Genomic DNA, 22,294 nt, shown 5'->3' with positions numbered 1-22,294 from the left:
GCCCTGCTGCGTTAAAAACAGGCTCGGAATGCTCATGCACAACTCGTACACTCCGCTTCCTCGCCTGTTTTTGCCTTGCATGGCTCTAGCTCGCGAAATCGTAAGTAGGTTCTAAGCGAGGCAAGCATGAGCAAAGGGCAGGTTGCGGGTATTGACGGGGATCAATACGTGCAAGGGCAGGGTGATAGCGACTGGCTGTGGACGCGGCCCGTGGATGAGCCGCGCGCCACGCTTATTCTGGCCCACGGGGCCGGTGCGCCGATGGACAGCGACTTTATGCAGCAAATGGCGCAAAGCCTTGCAGCACGTGAGATTGCCGTACTGCGCTTCGAGTTTGCCTATATGGCGGCGCGGCGTCTGGACGGCAAAAAACGCCCGCCCAACCCTCAAGCCAAACTGCTCGAGCAGTGGCGTGAGGTCTATGACCGGGTGCGCCAACAGGTCGCAGGGCCGCTGGCCATTGGCGGCAAGTCCATGGGCGGGCGCATGGCCAGTCTGCTAGCCGATAAATCGGGTGCTGATGCGCTGGCATGCCTGGGTTATCCCTTTTATGCCGCCGGTAAACCGGAAAAACCGCGTGTCGCGCACCTGGCCGATCTACGCACGCCGACGCTGATTATTCAGGGCGAGCGTGATGCCCTGGGTGATCGGCAGACGGTGGCGGGCTACACGCTATCTGAGGCGATCAAGTTGCACTGGCTAACCGCCGGTGATCACGACCTCAAGCCGCTGAAAAGCTCAGGCTTCACCCATCAACAGCACATGCAAACGGCGGCCGATGTGATTGCGCAGTTCCTCTGTGCACTGCCGGCGAAGGCTGACGTTTAGTGAATAAGTACTATTCCTACTAAAACACTAGGACTTTGCCCGCGTGGTGGGAGTGGCGTACACTGCGCCCATGTTTGCGAGGAGTTGCCATGAGCACCATTACCATTACCGACGCTGCCCACGATTATCTGGCTGACCTGCTGAGCAAGCAGAGCACCCCGGGCATCGGCATCCGCGTATTTATCACCCAGCCGGGCACCCAGTACGCCGAAACCTGCATCGCCTACTGCAAGCCGGGCGAGCAGAAGGCCGAAGACACTGCATTGGGCCTGGCCAGCTTTACCGCCTGGATTGATGCCGTCAGCGAGCCGTTTCTGGAAGACGCCGTGGTCGACTACGCCACCGACCGTATGGGCGGCCAACTGACCATCAAGGCGCCGAACGCCAAAGTGCCGATGGTCAACGAAGACAGCCCGATCAACGAGCGCATCAGCTACTACCTGCAGACCGAGATCAACCCCGGTCTGGCCAGCCATGGTGGCGAAGTCAGCCTGATCGACGTGGTTGACGACGGCATTGCCGTGCTGAAATTCGGCGGCGGTTGCCAGGGCTGCGGCCAGGTCGACCTGACCCTCAAGGAAGGCATCGAGAAAACCCTGCTTGAGCGCATTCCCGAGCTCAAAGGCGTGCGTGACGTGACCGACCACAGCATCAAGGAAAATGCCTACTACTAAGTAGCGGCGCTGTAGTCAGTAAAATGTGCCCGCGATCTGCGGGCATTCTCGTATTTACGTGCGTGGTTTGCGCCGATCCAGCACCTCGGTCGCCCGCGCGCGTAGCTGGCCGCAGCCGCCATCAATATCCTGCCCCGCCGAGTTGCGCACCTTGGTCAGCACGCCACGGCTATGCAGGTAGCGCACGATCTGCACAATGCGCTCGCCATCGGGGCGCTGAAACTCATCGTCTTCCAGGCTGTTGTAGGGGATCAGATTCATGATCGCGTACTTGCCCTTGAGCAGGCGCAGGATGCCGTCCATTTCGGCCTGGCTGTCGTTGATGCCCTTGAGCAGCGTCCACTGGTACTGGATCGGGTAGTCGATCTGCCGCGCGTAGGTTTCACCTAGCGCCACCAGTTCTTCAGGGTCGATACGCGGCGCGCGCGGCAGCAGGGCCTGGCGCAGCTCGGTATCGGTGCTGTGTAGCGACAGCGCTAAAGCTGGCTTGATCTGCTGTTGCGGTAACCGCTCGAATACTCGTGGGTCGCCGACGGTAGAGAACACCAGATTACGCTGGCCGATACCGCCCTCGGTGCCGAGCAGGTTGATCGCTTCAAGCACGTTATCCAGGTTATGCGCCGGCTCGCCCATGCCCATAAACACCACTTTCTTAACCGCGCGAAAGCGCCGTGCCAGAGCCACCTGGGCGACGATCTCGGCGGTGCTTAGTTGGCGCAGCAGGCCGCTTTTGCCGGTCATGCAGAATACACAGCCCACCGCGCAACCAACTTGGCTGGACACGCACAGGCCATCGCGCGGCAGCAGCACGCTTTCCACCATCTGCTTGTCGGCCAGCTCTACCAGCAAGCGCGCCGAGCCGTCCGTCGCCGGGTGTTCGGAGCTAAGGCGGGCCAGCCCATCCAACTCGCGGCTTATCTCGGGCAGGGCATTACGCACCGCCAGCGGTAGGAAGTTTTCGGTTTTCTGATTACGCGTACCGGTATCCAGCGGCATGCCGCGCAGCCAGGCACGGGTAATCCGCCCGATGTGCATGGGCTTGGCACCGAGGTCGGTGAGGCGTTGCTGGAAGTTGTGAATATGCATGGGGCGCGCATGCTACCACCGGCCAGGTTGCCGTGGTATGCGTTGCGGCGGGCAGGCGCCGGAGGCGCAAGCAAAATCGCTTAGCAGGCCGTTGAAAAACGTTGGCGAGGCAGTCAGCGCAAGGCAAAAACAGGCGAGGAAGCGGAGTGTACGAGCTGTACATGAGCATTCCGAGCCTGTTTTTAACGCAGCAATGGCAACGCAGGTAGTTTTTCAACAGCCTGTTAGTCTTTGCTCACGCCGCGCCGGGCACTCATACTAGTGGCCTGATTGGCCTGACCCAGCTGTGCGGAGCGGTAGATGAAATTTATACACCAGCGCGAACACCTCAACGAAGACGACGTCGTTGTGATTGAGTGCTCGCAAACCTGCAATATTCGCCTGATGAGCGATGCCAACTTCCGCAGCTTCAAGAATGGCGGTCGGCACACTTACCACGGCGGTGCGTTCGACACCTTCCCGGCGAAGATCACCGTGCCCAGCAGCGGTTTCTGGAATATCACAATCGACACGGTCTCGCGTAAAGCCATCAGCGTAACGCGCAAGCCGACCCTCAAGCATTCGATCAAGATCGTGCGCAAGTCGACCTCGCGCCTGAGCTGATACTTGGTTTGACCTTGATCCCCCGAAGCCCGCTTAGATAGCGGGCTTTTTCTTGACGGCGCGAATCAGCTCGGCTTGGCTGTTGCGCTCGGACGCACCACCAGCCATAACGCGATGGCAATCAGCACGCCGCCATACAGGTAGGCCCAGGCCAGCGGCTCGTCTAACAGCAATGCGCCCCAGAGCACGCCAAATGGCGGAATCAGGAAGGTGGTGGTACTGGCCTTGATCGGGCCGACATCGCTGAGCAGGCGGAAGTACAGCACGTAAGCGAATGCGGTGCAGATAAAGCCCAGCCCGGCCAGAGATAGCCAGACGTCGAGCCCGCCCCAACTGGTAGGTGGTTGAATGATCAAGGCGCCGCCGAACAATGGCAGCAGGAACAAGCTGGCACCGCATAGGCTGGCGAAGGCGGTTAGACGGTTATCCAGGCCGCCTTGCTGGCCGATCCAACGCCGTGTGAGAAAACCGGCAAAACCGTAGCAGGCGGTGGCCACCAGGCAGGCGGCGGCGCCCCAGAGCAAAGTCATATCGAACTCCACCGGGCCGGTGCGGGTCAGTACGGCTACGCCAAACAGGCCGATGGCCACCCCGGCGGCCTTGCTCCAGGTCATGGCTTCGGCAAAAAACAGCATGCCGATCAGCACGCCCATCATTGGCGTAGTGGCATTCAAAATCGCCGAATAGCCGGCCGGCAGCACCAGTGCAGCCATGCAGTACATGGCCGAGGGCAGGCCAGCGTTGATCACCCCGAGGATCAGGCAATGCTTGAGCTTGCCGTTGAAATCCCAGCGCACGCGCATCAGCAACAAAATCGCCAGCAAGCCGAGCATGCCCAGGCTGGCGCGGAAGAATGCGGTCGGCATACTGCCCAGTACCGGCGCGACGATGCGCATAAACAGGAAACTGGCGCCCCAGATGGCAGCCAGCAACAGCAGACGGATCAGGTCGGCAAGACGCACAACGAACTCCACGACGGTGAAAAGGGCGAGCAGTGTTGCCGGGCGCATCCGCCAAGGCAATTCGAAATGCGCTTTCAACGCCGTTGATTAGCAATATTTCGTGGTAGATAAACGCGTATCCAGGCAATGCCAGCTTTTACTTGGCGCGGCCACTGGATAAGCTCGGCGGATTGTCCGCTCTTCATCCGCAGGGGTTCGTTTATGCCACAGCAATGGCCAGCCAGCGCGATTGCCGCGCTTATCCTCGAGGGCTTCGACGACTATCGCGAGCAGTTCCGGCAGATTACCAACGGCGCACGGGTGCGTTTCGAGCAAGCACAATGGCAGGATATTCAGCAGGCTTCAGCGGCGCGTATTGCTCTGTATGAAGAGTGCGTAGGCGCGGTCAGCGCGCGCCTACGTGAGGTTTACGAGGCTGAGGCGCTACTGGATGTGGCGCAGTGGCCGCTGGTCAAGGCGGCCTATATCGCTTTGATCGACCTGCGTTACGACGATGAACTGGCGGAAACCTGGTTTAACTCGATCTTCTGCGGGCTGTTCAGCCACGACCAGATCAACGATGGCTGCATGTTTATCCACACCACGCGCCCGGCGCTGCGGGTGAATGAGCGGGCGCCGCAAACGCGCTTGTACGAACCCAAGGGCAATGTTGAACAAGCGCTGCGCCAGGTCTTCGAGGATTTCAGCTTCGAAGTCGGCTACGAAAATCTTGAACGTGACCTGGCGCGGCTGCTCAAGCAGCTGCACGCCAACCTGCCGGATTGGGTGTGCAAGGACCCGGACCTGCGCATCGAGCTGTTCGCCTCGCGCCTATACCGCAACAAGGGCGCGTACCTGGTCGGGCGCATCTATACCCGCGACGAGCAATGGCCGCTGGTGATCCCGCTGTTGCACCGTGAAGGGCAGGGCATCCAGATCGATGCGCTGATCACCGACGAGGCGGAGGTGTCGATCATCTTCTCCTTTACGCGCTCCTATTTCATGGTGCGGGTCGGCTATCCGGCGGAGTTTGTCGGCTTTCTCAAGCGCATTCTGCCGGGCAAGCATATTGCCGAGCTGTACACCTCGATCGGCTTCTACAAACACGGCAAGTCGGAGTTCTACCGCTCGCTGATCAACCACCTGGCCACCACCGATGACAAGTTCGTCATGGCCCCCGGCGTTCGCGGCATGGTGATGAGCGTGTTCACCCTGCCGGGCTTCAATACTGTGTTCAAAATCATTAAAGACCGCTTCTCGCCGTCGAAGAACGTCGACCGCAACACGGTGATCGAGAAGTACCGCTTGGTGAAAACCGTCGACCGGGTAGGGCGCATGGCCGATACCCAGGAGTTTGCCGACTTCCGCTTTCCGCTGAGCAAGTTCGACCCGGAATGCCTGGCCGAGCTGCTGGAAGTCGCGCCTTCAACCGTGGAGGTCAAAGGCGACACGGTGTTGGTGCGTCACTGCTGGACCGAGCGGCGCATGACCCCGCTCAACCTGTATGTGGAAAGCGCCAGTGCAGCCCAGGTGCGCGAAGCGCTGGACGACTATGGCCTGGCCATCAAACAGCTGGCGGCGGCAAATATCTTCCCCGGTGACATGCTGCTGAAGAACTTCGGCGTTACCCGTCACGGTCGCGTGGTGTTCTATGACTACGACGAGATCTGTTTTCTGACCGAAGCCAACTTCCGCCGTATCCCCCAGGCGCGTTACCCGGAGGATGAAATGTCCTCTGAACCCTGGTACTCGATAGCCCCGATGGATGTATTCCCCGAAGAGTTTCCGCCATTTCTGTTTGCCGATATGCAGCAGCGCAAGCTGTTCAACGAACTGCATGGTGAGTTGTATGACGCCGATTACTGGAAAAGCCTGCAGGAGGCCATTCGCGCCGGCAAGGTTATTGATGTGTTCCCGTATCGGCGCAAGGACCAGGCCGATAAGGAGTATTGAACGGCGTGCGCCTGTCGTTTTGCACTATTGCTGCTGGAGCCTGGCTGCTGGCGGATAGCGCCGTTGTTACGGCTGCCGGACCTGGAGATTCAGCAGTCGAGCTGGCGCCGTTACTGATCACCTCGCCGCGCAGCAGCACACGCTGGTTGAGTACGCCGGCTGCGGTGACGGTGGTTGATGCCGGTGCCGCGCCTGGTGAACAGAATCTCGCGCTGGATGCTTTGCTGGCGCGCGTGCCGGGTGTGTTCAGCCTCAATCGCTACAACATCGCTCAAGGTCTGCGCCCAGCGATTCGCGGCTTTGGCGCGCGCGGCAATTTCGGTGTGCGCGGCATTCGCGTGCTGGTCGATGGCGTGCCTTTGACCATGCCCGATGGCCAGACCGAACTCGACGGCCTCGACCTGGGCCTGGTCGAGCGCATGGAAGTGCTGCGCGGCCCTGCTTCGGTGCTGTATGGCAATGCCGCTGGCGGCGTGCTGGCCATCGAAACCCGCGAGCCGCCGACGCTACCCACAATGCAGTTGGACCTGAGTGCGGCAGGGCTGGGTTACCAGCGCATGCGCGGTGAAATCGGCGGCAGCGACGGTAACCTGGGTGGTTTGCTGGCCTTTAATAGTACGGTTCTAGAGGGCTATCGCAAGCACAGCCAGGCGCACACCAACAGCCTCACTGGCAAGCTGAACGGGTATGCGCCGACTGGACGTTTACGCCTGAGCTTCAACGCCATCGACAACCGCGCCGAAGATCCGGGAGGCCTGACAGCGGCTCAGGTCAAGGAAAATCGCCGCCAGGCTGCACCTGGAAACCTACTTTTTGACGCCGATGAATATATCCGTCAGCAGCGCCTGGGGCTGGTCTGGGATGGTTACGCGGCCGGTGCCGATGAGTATCAGCTGCGCAGTTACCTGGGGCACCGCGAGTTTGGCAATCAGCTGGGCTTTGCCAGCAGCGGCCAGACGACCTTCAAACGCTATTTCAGCGGGGTTGGCGGGCAGTACAGCCATCACCGCGAGCTAATCGGCCTGCCCCATAAAATCACCACCGGTTTCGACCTTGAGGCGCAGCGCGATGATCGCCGACGTTACGACAGTCCGCTCGGCGAGCGTGGACAGTTACGCCAGCAGCAGGATGAGTCGGCGCTGAGCCAGGGGCTGTTTATCGAGGATCAGATTGACCTGAGCGAACGGTGGCAGGCCACGCTTGGGTTGCGTTATGACCAGGTGCGTCTGGCGGTGGATGACTTCTATCTGGCCGATAATCGCGATAATTCAGGCTCGCGCAACCTGGAGGACTGGAACTATAGCGCGGGTCTGAGTTATCGCCTTACCCCGCAGCAATCGTTATATACGCGGCTGGCCAGCTCTTTTGAGACGCCCACCATCAGCGAACTGGGCAACCCACAGGGCGGTGGCTTCAACAGCGCTTTGCAGCCGGCCCAGGCGTTCAGCCGCGAGCTGGGCATCAAAGGCGAATGGCCTTCGCTGCGTTACGCTCTGGCGCTTTACCGAATTGAGCTGGAGGATGAATTGGTGGGCTTTAGTCTGCCAGACCAGCCTGGGCGTAACTTCTATCGCAATGCCGGACAGTCGCGCCGCGATGGCCTGGAGCTAAGCCTGGATTGGCAGTTTGCCGATGCCTGGCGCTGGTCTGCGGCCTATGCCTACAACCGTTACCGGTTTGAGGACTATTAAACCACAGCGGGCGATTTTTCCGGCAAGCGCATTCCGGGTATTCCACGGCAAACCTTGTTCAGCGAACTGGCCTATGAGCATCAAGGCGGCTATGTGCGCCTCGGTGTTACGGCTCAGGCGCGGGTGTATGCCAATGATGCCAATAGCCAGTCGGCCCCCGGTCATGCCCTGTTTGATCTGCGTCTTGGCAAACGTTTTCAGCTAGGAGAGCAAAGCCTGGAGCCTTACCTGGGAGTTGATAATCTGCTGGGGCGAAAGTATTTCGACAACCTACGCACCAACAATGGCAGTGAACGTTACTTCGAACCAGGGCCGGGGCGTACCCTGTATGCAGGTTTGCGTATGCTGTTTTAGCCAGGGCGACGAAACAGCCGGCAGTTTCGAGTAGCCTGAACTAGGATGATTTAAGGTGTTTAAGCACCTAATCGATATCCTTGGTTGGAGGCTACTTTATGAGCGCCAAGTTGCAGAATGCCTTGCTTGATCTGTTGGTTGCCCTTGGCCTGTGTGAGCGGCCAAAACTGCAGCCAATCCCTGTACGCAGCAATTCGCCTGACTCCAAAGCGGTTCCCCCTCGACGTTAGTTGTCGGTCTGTGCGCACGCGCGAGTCGACCGAGCAGATCCATCGGATTATTTCTTCACTTTGGCGGAGCGCTTCAACCGCTAGGTCATCGAATGTTTGCATGCTTATCGGCCCACTTTACCCATGAGGTGGGCCGATTCTATTTGGCGTATGGCAAACTGCGCGGCTGAGGACCTGTTTACGATTTAGCAAGCTAGAGTCCTGCAAGGCGCTACGTTAGTAACAGCCTCCGGCTGGTCAAAACGGCGAGGAAGCGGAGTGTACTGTTGTACATGAGCATTCCGAGCCTGTTTTTAACGCAGCAGGGCCGACGCGCAGCAGATCGTAAATAGGTTCTGAGGAGAAACCGATGCCACGCCCGCAATGTCCACGTTGTACCCGTCCTGTCGAGCGCTGTTTGTGTGCGCTTATTCCCTGTCTAGCGAGTCGGACTCGAGTGCTGATTTTGCAGCACCCGAGTGAGGTCAGGCATGCGCTGAATACCGCACGCCTGGCGGCTCTTGGTTTGAGTAATGCTGAACTGCTGGTGGGTGAGGTCTTCGAATCTTTGGAGGCGCTGTTGCAGCAGCCTGGTTATCGCGCGTGTTTGCTATTTCCTGGTGAGCAGGCGCAATCGGTGATGCAGTTTGCTGGGCAGCACAGCGAGTTGCCGCTGCTATTGGTGGTGCCCGATGGCACCTGGCGCAAGGCGCGCAAGCTGTTGCACCTCAATCCGTTGTTGGCTTGCTTACCAAGAGTGGTGCTTCCTAAAGACTTGCAATCACGTTACCGCTTGCGCAAAGCACCGATGCCCGGTGCGTTATCCACCATCGAGGCTATTGTTACCGCGCTGAATACAGTCGAGACGCCGGCTTGTTTCGATGCCTTGCTCAAACCCTTCGAGGCGTTGATCGAGGGGCAGATCGAGGCGATGGGGGAGCAGACGTTCCAGCGTAATCACGGCAAGCTGAATGCCTCGGCCTAAGTCTTTCAACGCTCACGCATGGCTTCCGAACGAGCCTTCAGCACCGGTTTGAGCAGGTAGTCGAGCACACTTTTTTCGCCGGTGATGATGTCCACGGTGGCGACCATGCCGGGGATGATCAGTAGCGGGTGTTCCTCGCTGCCCAGATGACTCTTATCGGTGCGTACCTGGATCAGGTAGAAGCTGTTGCCTTCTTCGTCGGTGATGGTGTCAGCGCTGATCAGTTCGAGGTTGGCCTTGAGTCCGCCGTAGATGGTGTAGTCATAGGCGGTGAATTTGACCATGGCTTTTTGCCCTGGGTGCAGGAAGGCGACATCCTGCGGCCGTACCTTGGCCTCGATCAGCAGGCTGTCGTCCAGCGGCACGATCTCCAGCATGTCATTGCCAGGCTGCACCACGCCTCCAATGGTATTGACCTTAAGTTGCTTGATCACCCCGCGCACGGGGGAGACGACGGTGGTGCGGCTGACACGGTCATCAATCGCCACGCTGCTTGCGGTGAGCTTTTGCAGCTCGGTGCGGATTTCATTGAGCTCTTTGAAGGCGTCAGAGCGAAAGCTCAGCTCGGACTCTTCAATCTTGCTCTTGATTTCATCCATCGCCGATTCGGCCCTGGGGATCGCCAGGTTGGTGGCGTCCAGCGAGCCGCGTACTTCCACCAGGCTGCGGCGCAGGCGGAGGATTTCCACCTGGGAAATCGCACCGGTTGCCACCAGCGGTTGCGACATATTTAGCTCTTGCTGCAACAGGCCCGCACTGGAGCGGTATTGCTGGGCCTTGGCGCGAAACTCAGCCAGCTCCTGGGTTTTTTGCCGCAGTTGCTCGCCGAGGGTGCGTTGTTCGCTTTGCAGGCGATTTTGCCGCGACTGATAAAGCGCCAACTCATCCTCGGCCAGCTGTGGCGCTTCGCGCAGGATATCCGCAGGCATGCTGATAGGGCGGCCTTCAGCTTCAGCGGTCAATCGTTCGACCCGTGCCACCAGGGCCAGTCGATCGGCTTCGGCTTCACCACGGTTGGAGAGAAAACGTGTGTCATCCAGGCGCAGCAGCACGGCGCCTTTTTCGACGATCTGGCCTTCGCGTACAAAGATTTCGCTGACGATGCCACCTTCCAGGTTCTGGATGACCTGGATCTTGCTTGAGGGTATGGCTTTGCCCTCACCGGTGGTGACTTCTTCCAACACGGCAAAGTTGGCCCAGATCAATGCCACGATCAGGCACGCGCTGATCACCCAAACGGTGATGCGAGTGAACCAGGGGGAGTCTTCGAGAATGGCCCCGTCGACCTCCGGCATGAACTCTGTGTCCTGCTTGCGCTGGCGCATGCTGGCGAAGTAGTCGCGAATCGAGGTGCTTATTTGCATGACCGTTCCTATACCGCAGCAGGGCCAACTCGACCTTTGCGTAGCGCTTCAATCACTGCTTCTTTCGGGCCATCGGCAACAATATGGCCGTTATCCAGCACCACCAGGCGATCAACCAGGCTGAGCATGGAGGCGCGGTGCGTGATCAGTAGCATGGTTTTGCCTTGTGCCCAGGTTTGCAGGCGGTTGCGCAGGATTTCTTCGCTGGTGTTATCCATCGCGCTGGTGGGTTCATCCAGCAGCAGAATAGGTGGGTCGAGTAACAGCGCGCGGGCCAGCAGTACAGCCTGGCGTTGCCCACCGGAAAGCAGTTGGCCGCGCTCGCCCACGGGGCGGTCAAAGCCTTGCGGATGTTGCCGGGCCAGCTCGACCACGCCGGTCAGTTCGGCCACTTCGAGCATGCGTGCATCGCTGACATAGCGCGCACCCAGCGTCAGGTTGTCGCGCAGGCTGCCGGCCAGTAGCGGGAGGTCGTGGGCGACGTAACCAATCTGATGGCGTAAATCGGCTACATCGAGCTGTCGCAGGTCGAGGTTGTCCAGCAGGATTTGTCCTTTGTCGGGGCTGTAGAAGGCCATTACCAAGCGCGCCAAGGTGCTCTTGCCTGAGCCGCTGCGGCCGATAATGCCGATGCGTTCACCCGCCGTCAGACGCAGGCTTATACCAGCAAGCGCCGGGGTACTCTGTCCGGGGTAGTTGAAGGTGACGTCGCGTACATCCAATGCGCCGTGCAGTTGGGTGCGGTCCAGTGGGCGTTGCTTGGCCTGGCGCTCCTGCGGTAGAGCCATCAACGCATCGGTGCTGGTCATGGTTAAGCGTGCTTGCTGGTAGCGGGTGATCAGCCCGGCAATCTGCCCCAGTGGCGCGAGAATACGGCTGCCCAGCATGTAGCAGGCCACCAGCGCACCGACGCTGAGCTGGCCAGCGATGATGATGTAGACCCCCGCGACGATGGTAGCCATGCCGGCGAACTGCTGCAGAAATAGCGTGCCATTGGTGGCGATTGCCGCCAGTGAACGGGCGTGGATATCCAGGCGGGTGAGGGCGCCGTGGGTTTTTTCCCACTGATGCTGGCGTTCACTTTCCGCGCTGCAGGCTTTTAGGGTTTCCAGGCCGCCAAGGGTTTCGATCAACAGCGCTTGGCGTTGCGAAGCCAGTTGCAGGCTTTTTTCCACGGTATCGCGCAGGCGCGCTTGGATGATAAAGGCGAAGAGGGCGGTGATCGGGAACGCCAGCAGAGGGATAACCACCAGCCAGCCGCCGATCAGCCAAATCACCGTGATCATCAGAAATGAGAAGGGCAGGTCGATCAGGCTGGTGAGAGTGACTGCGGTAAGAAATTCACGCAGGCCCTGAAAATCATGAATGCTTTGGGCAAAGCCGCCGATGGTGGCCGGGCGGGCGGTCATCGACATGCCGGTGATGCGTTCAAACAAGGTGGCCGACAGCACTACATCGGTTTTCTTGCCTGCAGTATCGAGCAGGTGGGCGCGCAATATTTTCAGCAGTAGTTCGAAGCCCATGGCGATGAACAAACCGATGGCCAGCACCCAGAGTGTCGCGGTGGCCTGGTTGGGCACGACGCGGTCATAAGTCTGCATAACAAACAACGGCACCATCAGGCCAAGCAGGTTGATCAGTAGGCTGGCGAGGATGGCATCGGTATACAGCCAGCGCGACAGCTTTAGAGTGTCGCGAAACCAGGCTTCGATACGTGGCACGAGTGGTGAGCGTGCCTCTTCCAGCTCATGCCGTGGCCTGGCAAAGAAGGCCTGGCCGTTGTATTCGTTATCCAATTGCTCGCGGCTGACCCACTGCTCGCCGCCGTCGGCTTCGCAGGGCAGTATCTGCGCCTGGTTCTTCGGGCCCCATTGACGCAGCACCGCGCTACGGCCATTTTTCAACAGCAGCAGCACAGGAAGGTTTAGGGCTGAGATGCTGGCCAGATCGCGTTGCAACAGACGCCCTTGCAAACCCGCCCGCGCTGCAGCGCGGGGTAGCAACTCAGGCGTCAAGCACTGCTCTGGCAGCGGCAGGCCTGCGCTCAAACTGCCACGGCTGGCTGAGCAGCCGTGGAGTTTGCAAAGAATCAACAAGCCATCAAGCAGCGGGTCGTCGTGATTGACACGCGGGTCGCTGGATGACCCCGGCCGCTCCATGGTGGTCAAGGTTACTACTCCTTATGCCGGTTCTATTTCATGTCCGGCAGACGGGCCTCGCTCTTCACTTCAGTGAGGGCTACAGCTTCTGCCGGTACGACCACTTGCTGCTGACGCAACAAGTCACCCATCGCTGCGGTTACCCGGTACATCGAAAACTCTTCGCTAAAGCGTACTTCGCTGTAGCGGCGGTTTGCGGTAAATAGCTCGTTTTCACTGTCCAGCAGGTCGAGCAGGGTGCGTTGGCCCAGGCCGAACTGTTGTTGGTAAGCTTCGCGAACTCGTGAGGTGTAGTCGGCGTAATCACGGGCCTTGGGGGTTTGTAAACGGGCGTTTTCCATGGCGTTCCAAGCCAGGGAGAGGTTTTCATTGAGCACGCGCAGGGCGTTGTTGCGGATGTCCATCGACTCATTGATCTGGTGGGCAGTCGATTGCAGGCGCGCTTTGTCACGCATGCCGTTGAATAGGTTGTAGTTCATTACCACGGCTGCACGCCAACCGTTGTTGTGGCCTTCGTCGCCCTGAGTGTTGTTATCAGCATTGGTTGCCAGCTCAAGGTCTACGCGCGGATAGAAGGTCGATTTGGCAACTTCATATTGCTTCTCGGCTGCTTGCACATCGGATTGTGCAGATTTCAGGAAGGGGTTGTTGTCTATGACCGCCCGCCGAGCTTCAGTGAGGTTTTCCGGTAATGAGCCTTTCAGTGAGGCCGGAGAGACCAACTCGTCGGGCATACGGCCAACGGCACTGAAGAAGTTGGCTTCGGCGTCGGCTAGGTTTACTTGCTCGGTGTAGAGGTTGTTTTCGGCCAACGCCAAACGCGCTTCGGATTGGTCAAGGTCTGCCGTACTACCAACGCCTTGCTGGCTACGCAGGCCTATCTGATCATTGATACGCAGGTGGGCTTGCAGGTTATTGCGCGCCAGTTCGACCATTTCACGGCGCATCAGTAAATCTAGGTAAACCTCGACGGTACGCAGGGCCAGGCTCTCCGAGGTGCCCAGCAGGCGATAGGCCCGTGAGTTCACCACGGCTTTGGTGCGTGCGACTTCGTTGGGCGTATTAAAGCCATCGAAGAGCATTTGCCGCAGGCGCAGCTCGGAGGTGCCGTAGTTGAGAGTTTCGGTGTTGTGATTGCCCAGTGCTCGGGTGCTCGGGCTGTCGGTGTTTTCGCGACCGTAGCCCATCAACAAGTCGACGGTTGGCAAGTAACCACCTTTAGCAATTTTGACTTCTTCATCCGATGAAAGGCGGCTGTTGGCCCCAGCATGAACCTCTGGGTGGTTATCCAGCGTGCTCTGGATCGCCTCCGACAAGGTGATGCCTTGTGCCTGGGTACAGATCGCTGCCAGTACGATGCTGCTCCATAAAGGGTTGAGTGCGCGCATCTGATAACTCTCCTTTTAGGTTTTCCAAATCCAGTCGCCAAAAAAATGGCTTATTTTGTCAGTGGATTGCATCTAGTCTGTAACATCACAGCTAAGAACACTTTTCAGCGTAGCTAATAAAAAATTGTTACAAGCTCTATAAGAAAAAAATCTTATGAAGTTTGAGAAAAGCAGCACATTGTTTTTATCCATAAGCCGCGCATTTTGTGCTCTTGGGTAGCGTGCGCGGCTAAAACAGATGGTTGGATGCAAATAGGGGCGGGATCTTTCTGGTGCGACGAGCGACGCGGGTCAGGGTGACATTTTTTTGTCGTTTTTTGTTTTTGAATGTGGCGTCGTGTAATCAGCCAGTGGTTTGTTCTCTCCTTGAAGGGTATCTCAACCTTTTTTGGCATACGTGTCGGCGGTGGTCGGCAGTTTGAGGATGGAGTCATGGCTACTTTGATCGGTGTCGTCAGCCAAGTTATCGGCGAAGTCTATGCAGTAGCTGGCGACGGAACGCGTCGACCACTTAGTGAAGGTGGTCGGGTTTTTGCAGGGGAGCAAATCGTTACTGGGGCCGCTGGATCTATTGCGGTTGCCATGAGCAATGGGCAGCAACTCACTCTGGGCCGCGACAGTAGCTTGAACCTCACCGAGCAAATGCTCGCAGGCAGTTCCAGTCAACAAGCACCTAGCGCCGAAACGCCTCCGGTTACGCCGAGTGATGCTGACCTGACCGATATTGAGCAATTGCAGGCCGCCATTGAGGCTGGTGTCGACCCGACGCTTGAAGGCGAAGCAACCGCAGCTGGCCCAGGTGCCGGCGGGGCAGGCGGTGCTGGTGGGGCGGGAGGCGGTCACTCCTTTGTACTGCTAGGTGAAACTGGCGGCGCGCTTGACCCGATCATTGGCTTCCCAACCGAAGGGTTGAACACTGGGCCGGAGTTTCCCGATCCTGAGCCAGTGGTTGCTGATGAGGCAGAGGCTGCACCACTGCCACTCAATGGTTTGCCAGAAGCGTTCGACGATACTAATAGCATCACGGAGGATACATCCGAAGCAGTGGTGGGCAATGCTCTGTCGAATGACGACCCAGGCCCCGATTTGCCTCTCAGCTTCGTTTCCTGGAATAGCCCAAGCGCTGTCTACGGCACCTTCACTGACACCGGCAATGGCACTTACAGCTATACGCTGGATAACGCTAACCCACTGATTCAGGCACTGGATGAGGGCCAGAGCCTGACTGAAACCTTCACCTACACCCTGCAAGATGCAGATGGTGATGAAAGCAGCGCAACGCTGACCATTACCATTCAGGGCACCAACGATGTACCGGTGATTACGGTCACCGGTGATCCGCAAGCTGGAGGCAGTGACGGCATCGTCTACGAGTCCGGCCTGCCCGCCGGCAGCCAGGTATCGCCCAACAGCCTTGTTGCGGTGGGTAGTTTCAGCCTGAGCGATGCCGATGGCCTGGACGACCTGGTGTCGGTGACCCTCAACGGCGGCAGCCCGATTTTGATGGCCAATCTGTTGGGGGCAACCGTTCTGGGTGCTCACGGCGCGTTGAAGATCACAGGCTACGATGCCGCAACCGGCCAGGGCACCTACAGCTACACGCTGACTGACGCGACCACGGATGTGGATGGCGTGGCCGAAACTGACGTATTTAGCCTGATTGTGTCTGATGGCAGCACGAACTCTGCGTCGGCGTCGATCACCATTGAGATTGTCGATGACGTGCCGCAGGCCGTTAACGATATGGGTGGCACTGTTGTGGAAGATGGTGTCAGCAGCCTGTCGGGCAACGTGTTGAACAACGACATTGGTGGCGCCGATGCGCCCAAAGCGTTCGTCAGCTGGGGTGCAGCGGACAGCGCAGCCATTGATGCACTTAACACCTACGGGACACTGACCCAAAACAATGACGGGACCTGGGGCTACGAGCTGGATAGCACAGGTGCGGCCACTCAAGCGCTGGGGAATGACTTCAATCAGAGCTACACGCTGAACTACACCCTGCAAGATGCAGATGGTGATGAAAGCAGCGCAACGCTGACCATTACCATTCAGGGCACCAACGATGTACCGGTGATTACGGTCACCGGTGATCCGCAAGCTGGAGGCAGTGACGGCATCGTCTACGAGTCCGGCCTGCCCGCCGGCAGCCAGGTATCGCCCAACAGCCTTGTTGCGGTGGGTAGTTTCAGCCTGAGCGATGCCGATGGCCTGGACGACCTGGTGTCGGTGACCCTCAACGGCGGCAGCCCGATTTTGATGGCCAATCTGTTGGGGGCAACCGTTCTGGGTGCTCACGGCGCGTTGAAGATCACAGGCTACGATGCCGCAACCGGCCAGGGCACCTACAGCTACACGCTGACTGACGCGACCACGGATGTGGATGGCGTGGCCGAAACTGACGTATTTAGCCTGATTGTGTCTGATGGCAGCACGAACTCTGCGTCGGCGTCGATCACCATTGAGATTGTCGATGACGTGCCGCAGGCCGTTAACGATATGGGTGGCACTGTTGTGGAAGATGGTGTCAGCAGCCTGTCGGGCAACGTGTTGAACAACGACATTGGTGGCGCCGATGCGCCCAAAGCGTTCGTCAGCTGGGGTGCAGCGGACAGCGCAGCCATTGATGTACTTAACACCTACGGGACACTGACCCAAAACAATGACGGGACCTGGGGCTACGAGCTGGATAGCACAGGTGCGGCCACTCAAGCGCTGGGGAATGACTTCAATCAGAGCTACACGCTGAACTACACCCTGCAAGATGCAGATGGTGATGAAAGCAGCGCAACGCTGACCATTACCATTCAGGGCACCAACGATGTACCGGTGATTACGGTCACCGGTGATCCGCAAGCTGGAGGCAGTGACGGCATCGTCTACGAGTCCGGCCTGCCCGCCGGCAGCCAGGTATCGCCCAACAGCCTTGTTGCGGTGGGTAGTTTCAGCCTGAGCGATGCCGATGGCCTGGACGACCTGGTGTCGGTGACCCTCAACGGCGGCAGCCCGATTTTGATGGCCAATCTGTTGGGGGCAACCGTTCTGGGTGCTCACGGCGCGTTGAAGATCACAGGCTACGATGCCGCAACCGGCCAGGGCACCTACAGCTACACGCTGACTGACGCGACCACGGATGTGGATGGCGTGGCCGAAACTGACGTATTTAGCCTGATTGTGTCTGATGGCAGTGCGAACTCTGCGTCGGCGTCGATTACCATTGAGATTGTCGATGACGTGCCGCAGGCCGTTAACGATATGGGTGGCACTGTTGTGGAAGATGGTGTCAGCAGCCTGTCGGGCAACGTGTTGAACAACGACATTGGTGGCGCCGATGCGCCCAAAGCGTTCGTCAGCTGGGGTGCAGCGGACAGCGCAGCCATTGATGCACTTAACACCTACGGGACACTGACCCAAAACAATGACGGGACCTGGGGCTACGAGCTGGATAGCACAGGTGCGGCCACTCAAGCGCTGGGGAATGACTTCAATCAGAGCTACACGCTGAACTACACCCTGCAAGATGCAGATGGTGATGAAAGCAGCGCAACGCTGACCATTACCATTCAGGGCACCAACGATGTACCGGTGATTACGGTCACCGGTGATCCGCAAGCTGGAGGCAGTGACGGCATCGTCTACGAGTCCGGCCTGCCCGCCGGCAGCCAGGTATCGCCCAACAGCCTTGTTGCGGTGGGTAGTTTCAGCCTGAGCGATGCCGATGGCCTGGACGACCTGGTGTCGGTGACCCTCAACGGCGGCAGCCCGATTTTGATGGCCAATCTGTTGGGGGCAACCGTTCTGGGTGCTCACGGCGCGTTGAAGATCACAGGCTACGATGCCGCAACCGGCCAGGGCACCTACAGCTACACGCTGACTGACGCGACCACGGATGTGGATGGCGTGGCCGAAACTGACGTATTTAGCCTGATTGTGTCTGATGGCAGCACGAACTCTGCGTCGGCGTCGATCACCATTGAGATTGTCGATGACGTGCCGCAGGCCGTTAACGATATGGGTGGCACTGTTGTGGAAGATGGTGTCAGCAGCCTGTCGGGCAACGTGTTGAACAACGACATTGGTGGCGCCGATGCGCCCAAAGCGTTCGTCAGCTGGGGTGCAGCGGACAGCGCAGCCATTGATGCACTTAACACCTACGGGACACTGACCCAAAACAATGACGGGACCTGGGGCTACGAGCTGGATAGCACAGGTGCGGCCACTCAAGCGCTGGGGAATGACTTCAATCAGAGCTACACGCTGAACTACACCCTGCAAGATGCAGATGGTGATGAAAGCAGCGCAACGCTGACCATTACCCTTCAGGGCACCAACGATGTACCGGTGATTACGGTCACCGGTGATCCGCAAGCAGGAGGCCGTGACGGCATCGTCTACGAGTCCGGCCTGCCCGCCGGCAGCCAGGTATCGCCCAACAGCATTGTTGCGGTGGGTAGTTTCAGCCTGAGCGATGCCGATGGCCTGGACGACCTGGTGTCGGTGACCCTCAACGGCGGCAGCCCGATTTTGATGGCCAATCTGTTGGGGGCAACCGTTCTGGGTGCTCACGGCGCGTTGAAGATCACAGGCTACGATGCCGCAACCGGCCAGGGCACCTACAGCTACACGCTGACTGACCCGACCACGGATGTGGATGGCGTGGCCGAAACTGACGTATTCAGCCTGATTGTGTCTGATGGCAGCACGAACTCTGCGTCGGCGTCGATCACCATTGAGATTGTCGATGACGTGCCAAATGCTGTGGATGACGGCAACAGTGTGGTCGAAGACGCTGTTGCTCCGATCACTGGCAACGTGTTGACCAACGATCTGCATGTCAGTAATCAACCGGGCGCAGATACCCCAATCAGCTTCGTTTCCTGGGCGAGTACCGCAGCCACTTACGGCATCTTCACTGACACCGGCAATGGCACTTACAGCTATACGCTGGATAACGCTAACCCACTGATTCAGGCACTGGATGAGGGCCAGAGCCTGACTGAAACCTTCACCTACACGCTGCAAGATGCAGATGGTGATGAAAGCAGCGCAACGCTGACCATTACCATTCAGGGCGCCAACGATGTACCGGTGATTACGGTCACCGGTGATCCGCAAGCAGGAGGCAGTGACGGCATCGTCTACGAGTCCGGCCTGCCAGCCGGCAGCCAGGTGTCGCCCAACAGCATTGTTGCGGTGGGTAGTTTCAGCCTGAGCGATGCCGATGGCCTGGACGACCTGGTGTCGGTGACCCTCAACGGCGGCAGCCCGATTTTGATGGCCAATCTGTTGGGGGCAACCGTTCTGGGTGCTCACGGCGCGTTGAAGATCACAGGCTACGATGCCGCAACCGGCCAGGGCACCTACAGCTACACGCTGACTGACCCGACCACGGATGTGGATGGCGTGGCCGAAACTGAAATATTCAGCCTGATTGTGTCTGATGGCAGTGCGAACTCTGCGTCGGCGTCGATCACCATTGAGATTGTCGATGACGTGCCGCAGGCAAATGACGACGCACCGGCCTGCATCATTCAAGCGCCCTTGCCGCTCGTTAATGTGACACTGGTGTTGGACACCTCTGGCAGCATGAGTGGGGCAAAACTTACTGCACTCAAAGCAGCAGTAGCTAATTTGGCTCAAGCCTATGCTGCGCTGGATGCCCCCATTCACGTCAATTTGGTGACATTCGCCACCAACTCAGTAAACGTTGGCGACTACAGCTTTAATACAGTCGGTGATTCGGGTTATACCGATCTGATAGATGATGTAAATGATCTTGTTGCAAATGGGTGGACAAATTATGCGGCAGCACTAAGTACTGCCGAGGCGCAAATCCTGCTTGATGTGAATGCCCCGGGTGCGAATGCTGCCCAGCAACATAAGCTCTATTTTATCTCTGACGGTAACCCGGAGCCTAACGCAACAAATCAGGTGCCGGCTATAAATGCCTGGAACGACTTCATTGAAAACGGAAATATCGACGGTGATGGTTTGCTGGCGACCAATGCTTTCCAGGCATACGCTATTGGAATCAATGTTAACAGCGGTCAATACCTTAATCCGATTGCAAGCAGTGGGGCCTATATTCTCGCTACGCCGGAAAATCTCTCCGCTACGTTGGTGGATCTGGTCAGCGTTGGCGGTGTTGTAGCTGGTAATGTATTGGTAAACGATGCACTAGGGGCTGATGGTGTAGGGCAGATTGAATCTGTCGCCGTGGGGACGCAAAACTTTGCTCTCAATGCCGGGGGGGCGGATATAGATGTATTGGGCGCTGGTCCGGTCACCTACAGTTTTGATGCCTCCAGTAAGATGCTTACGTTGATTACCGAGCTGGGCACTTTGAAGATCAATTTGCAGGGGGCGAATGTTGGTGAATACAGCTTCGCCGCTAAGGCCAACCTATCACCCACGATCTTTGGCGATGATGGCAAAGTTGGGCAGTTGTTCACCTACACGTTGGTAGATGGTGATGGTGACAAGGATTCGGCCAATCTGGAAATCTGTATTCGCAGCGACCAGTCGGTTTTGGTGGTCGGCACGAACTTCAACGACTATGCCGACTCGGATGTTGCACATTTCATTTCCAGCCCGTTCGACACCTCTCCTGGAGGAGTGATCCAGGGTGTAGGCGGCAATGATGTGTTGATCGGTGATGCGGGTGGTGCTACTCAAATCCCAGGCCAGAAGGCAAACATTGCTTACGTATTGGATACCTCGGGCAGCATGACAACTAATATTTCGTTCACGAATTCGGCCGGGGTGACCAGCAATATCAGCCGCTCGGCAGCCATGAAACAGGCGGTTATTTCGTCACTTAATGGTCTCTATAATTCGGGTGCCAGTGATGTAAAAGTGCACTTGATTAAGTTTGACACTAATGCGGCTACAGGCTCTACGTTTACGTTGACCTCAGGTGGCGTTGATAACGCCGCACAATTAGTTGCAGCTATTGCGTTCGTGAATGATTTGACTGCCAATGGCTATACGAATTATGAGGCGGGTTTGGTTCGTGCCAATGACTGGGTTGAGTCAGGTGAGCCTATTCTCGGCGCTGATGTTAATAGAGTTCTGTTTGTTTCTGACGGCGCTCCGAATCGGGCGCTAAATAATTCAGATGGCGTAGTGAGTGTCACCTCGGCTCAGGCAATGCAACACGTTCTTGGTACTGGTAGTGGCGACACTGTTAGTGAGGTGGCTCTTGTCGAGACTGCGGGGCCGAGTGCTGCTCAAGCATTCACCATAGAGTCTGTTGGTATTAATGTGTCGGCTGGTGCGTTGACTCTGCTAAGTCAGGTTGAAGGCGCGGGCGGTAGTGCAGATAACGTCACTACAGCAAATCAGCTGACTTCAGTTATTGGAACCATTGCTGGAGGGTCTACCAATGTTGCAGGTGTCGGTGATGATATTCTGAATGGCGGTGACGGCAACGACATCATCTTCGGTGACAGCATTTATGCTGATAATGCCGATGGTGGTTGGGCTGCTTTTGTTGCCGCGCATCCGGGCGCAACTAGTAGTCAGCTCAGTGCCTTGATTGCTGCAGACCATGCCACTTTCGGCCAGGAGGGCTCAGTAGGCGGCAGCGATATTCTCAATGGCGGTTTTGGCAATGACATCCTCTACGGTCAGGGCGGGAACGACACGCTGATTGGTGGAGGCGGTGACGATTTGCTAGTTGGCGGTAGCGGCAACGATGCCTTTGTTTGGCTGGCTGGTGATGGCGGTAACGACACCATCACTGACTTCGTCAACGGTGTGGACTCAATTGACTTGTCAGATTTGTTGGTGGGTGTGACGGCTACGTCCAACCTGGAGGATTATCTGAGCTTCTCGTTTAGTACTAATACTGTGATTACTGTAGATGCCAATGGTGCGGGAAGCGGCTCCGTTGGGCCAACTATCACCCTGCAAGGGGTTAATCTGGAGGCGACTTATTCTGTTAGTGGAGCGTCCGCTGTCATTAGTGAAATGCTTGGTGACGATTCGCTTAAGGTAGTCTGATTTTCTTGAAAGGCCCGCTACCTCAATGTAAGCGCTCCATAAACTGCGCCCGCTA

The 22,294-nt window shown here is 57.8% G+C and carries 12 protein-coding genes and 1 pseudogene; 8 read left to right on the top strand and 5 right to left on the bottom strand.

From position 1 onward, the window contains the following. The first annotated feature begins 126 nt into the window (after nt 1-126). Nucleotides 127-828 (top strand): alpha/beta family hydrolase, encoded by a 702-nt coding sequence (locus AC0T4W_RS12025; RefSeq protein ID WP_476319172.1) that lies wholly within the window; start codon nt 127-129, stop codon nt 826-828. A gap of 89 nt (nt 829-917) precedes the next feature. Beyond that, nucleotides 918-1,502, top strand: a complete 585-nt coding sequence (gene nfuA, locus AC0T4W_RS12020) for a Fe-S biogenesis protein NfuA (RefSeq protein ID WP_436070165.1) — start codon at nt 918-920, stop codon at nt 1,500-1,502. Nucleotides 1,503-1,556: 54 nt separating this feature from the next. On the opposite strand, the gene AC0T4W_RS12015 is transcribed toward nfuA, so the two are convergent. Continuing rightward, nucleotides 1,557-2,588, bottom strand: a complete 1,032-nt coding sequence (locus AC0T4W_RS12015; protein WP_476319171.1) for an RNA methyltransferase — start codon at nt 2,586-2,588, stop codon at nt 1,557-1,559. A 300-nt stretch (nt 2,589-2,888) separates the two neighbouring features. Between AC0T4W_RS12015 and AC0T4W_RS12010 the strand changes: the two genes are divergently transcribed. After that, nucleotides 2,889-3,191, top strand: a complete 303-nt coding sequence (locus tag AC0T4W_RS12010; RefSeq protein ID WP_090256153.1) for a DUF1883 domain-containing protein — start codon at nt 2,889-2,891, stop codon at nt 3,189-3,191. Between the two features lie 65 nt (nt 3,192-3,256). Here AC0T4W_RS12010 and AC0T4W_RS12005 read toward each other — a convergent pair whose 3' ends face one another. Then, entirely contained in the window at nt 3,257-4,153 is an 897-nt protein-coding gene (locus tag AC0T4W_RS12005) for a DMT family transporter (RefSeq protein WP_476319170.1), read from the bottom strand. A 201-nt stretch (nt 4,154-4,354) separates the two neighbouring features. Between AC0T4W_RS12005 and aceK the strand changes: the two genes are divergently transcribed. From aceK to AC0T4W_RS11985, 4 genes and pseudogenes are all read left to right on the top strand, one after another. Next, nucleotides 4,355-6,085, top strand: a complete 1,731-nt coding sequence (gene aceK / locus AC0T4W_RS12000) for a bifunctional isocitrate dehydrogenase kinase/phosphatase (RefSeq protein ID WP_476319169.1) — start codon at nt 4,355-4,357, stop codon at nt 6,083-6,085. Nucleotides 6,086-6,090: 5 nt separating this feature from the next. Next, nucleotides 6,091-8,130: pseudogene (locus tag AC0T4W_RS11995) on the top strand (TonB-dependent receptor family protein). 98 nt (nt 8,131-8,228) lie between these two features. Further along, nucleotides 8,229-8,360 (top strand): PA1414 family protein, encoded by a 132-nt coding sequence (locus tag AC0T4W_RS11990; protein ID WP_306109729.1) that lies wholly within the window; start codon nt 8,229-8,231, stop codon nt 8,358-8,360. Nucleotides 8,361-8,709: 349 nt separating this feature from the next. Beyond that, nucleotides 8,710-9,324 (top strand): tRNA-uridine aminocarboxypropyltransferase, encoded by a 615-nt coding sequence (locus AC0T4W_RS11985; protein WP_476319168.1) that lies wholly within the window; start codon nt 8,710-8,712, stop codon nt 9,322-9,324. 5 nt (nt 9,325-9,329) lie between these two features. Here AC0T4W_RS11985 and AC0T4W_RS11980 read toward each other — a convergent pair whose 3' ends face one another. The 3 genes from AC0T4W_RS11980 to AC0T4W_RS11970 are packed head-to-tail and all read right to left on the bottom strand — an operon-like array spanning nt 9,330 to nt 14,235. After that, nucleotides 9,330-10,688, bottom strand: coding sequence for an HlyD family type I secretion periplasmic adaptor subunit (locus AC0T4W_RS11980; RefSeq protein WP_476319167.1), 1,359 nt, complete (start codon nt 10,686-10,688; stop codon nt 9,330-9,332). An 8-nt stretch (nt 10,689-10,696) separates the two neighbouring features. After that, nucleotides 10,697-12,847: a type I secretion system permease/ATPase gene (locus AC0T4W_RS11975; RefSeq protein ID WP_476323613.1), complete on the bottom strand. Its 2,151-nt coding sequence runs from the start codon at nt 12,845-12,847 to the stop codon at nt 10,697-10,699. 32 nt (nt 12,848-12,879) lie between these two features. Next, nucleotides 12,880-14,235 carry a TolC family outer membrane protein gene (locus AC0T4W_RS11970; RefSeq protein WP_476319166.1) on the bottom strand — a complete coding sequence of 452 codons (1,356 nt, stop codon included), beginning with the start codon at nt 14,233-14,235 and terminating at the stop codon, nt 12,880-12,882. A 432-nt stretch (nt 14,236-14,667) separates the two neighbouring features. On the opposite strand from AC0T4W_RS11970, the gene AC0T4W_RS11965 reads away from it, so the two are divergent. Further along, nucleotides 14,668-22,239 (top strand): retention module-containing protein, encoded by a 7,572-nt coding sequence (locus AC0T4W_RS11965; RefSeq protein WP_476319165.1) that lies wholly within the window; start codon nt 14,668-14,670, stop codon nt 22,237-22,239. The last annotated feature ends 55 nt before the right edge of the window (nt 22,240-22,294 follow it).

Source organism: Pseudomonas sp. C7.1, from assembly GCF_056312395.1.
The sequence above is the reverse complement of the archived record's forward strand: the minus strand, read 5'-3'. Positions and strand labels throughout refer to the sequence as shown.

Excerpts from the sequence above, each read along its gene's own strand:
- AC0T4W_RS11980 (WP_476319167.1), bottom strand. The coding sequence starts at position 10,688 with ATGCAAATAAGCACCTCGATTCGCGACTACTTCGCCAGCATGCGCCAG.
- aceK (WP_476319169.1), top strand. The coding sequence starts at position 4,355 with ATGCCACAGCAATGGCCAGCCAGCGCGATTGCCGCGCTTATCCTCGAG.
- nfuA (WP_436070165.1), top strand. The coding sequence starts at position 918 with ATGAGCACCATTACCATTACCGACGCTGCCCACGATTATCTGGCTGAC.
- AC0T4W_RS11965 (WP_476319165.1), top strand. The coding sequence starts at position 14,668 with ATGGCTACTTTGATCGGTGTCGTCAGCCAAGTTATCGGCGAAGTCTAT.
- AC0T4W_RS11985 (WP_476319168.1), top strand. The coding sequence starts at position 8,710 with ATGCCACGCCCGCAATGTCCACGTTGTACCCGTCCTGTCGAGCGCTGT.
- AC0T4W_RS12010 (WP_090256153.1), top strand. The coding sequence starts at position 2,889 with ATGAAATTTATACACCAGCGCGAACACCTCAACGAAGACGACGTCGTT.
- AC0T4W_RS12025 (WP_476319172.1), top strand. The coding sequence starts at position 127 with ATGAGCAAAGGGCAGGTTGCGGGTATTGACGGGGATCAATACGTGCAA.
- AC0T4W_RS11975 (WP_476323613.1), bottom strand. The coding sequence starts at position 12,847 with ATGGAGCGGCCGGGGTCATCCAGCGACCCGCGTGTCAATCACGACGAC.
- AC0T4W_RS11990 (WP_306109729.1), top strand. The coding sequence starts at position 8,229 with ATGAGCGCCAAGTTGCAGAATGCCTTGCTTGATCTGTTGGTTGCCCTT.
- AC0T4W_RS12015 (WP_476319171.1), bottom strand. The coding sequence starts at position 2,588 with ATGCATATTCACAACTTCCAGCAACGCCTCACCGACCTCGGTGCCAAG.
- AC0T4W_RS11970 (WP_476319166.1), bottom strand. The coding sequence starts at position 14,235 with ATGCGCGCACTCAACCCTTTATGGAGCAGCATCGTACTGGCAGCGATC.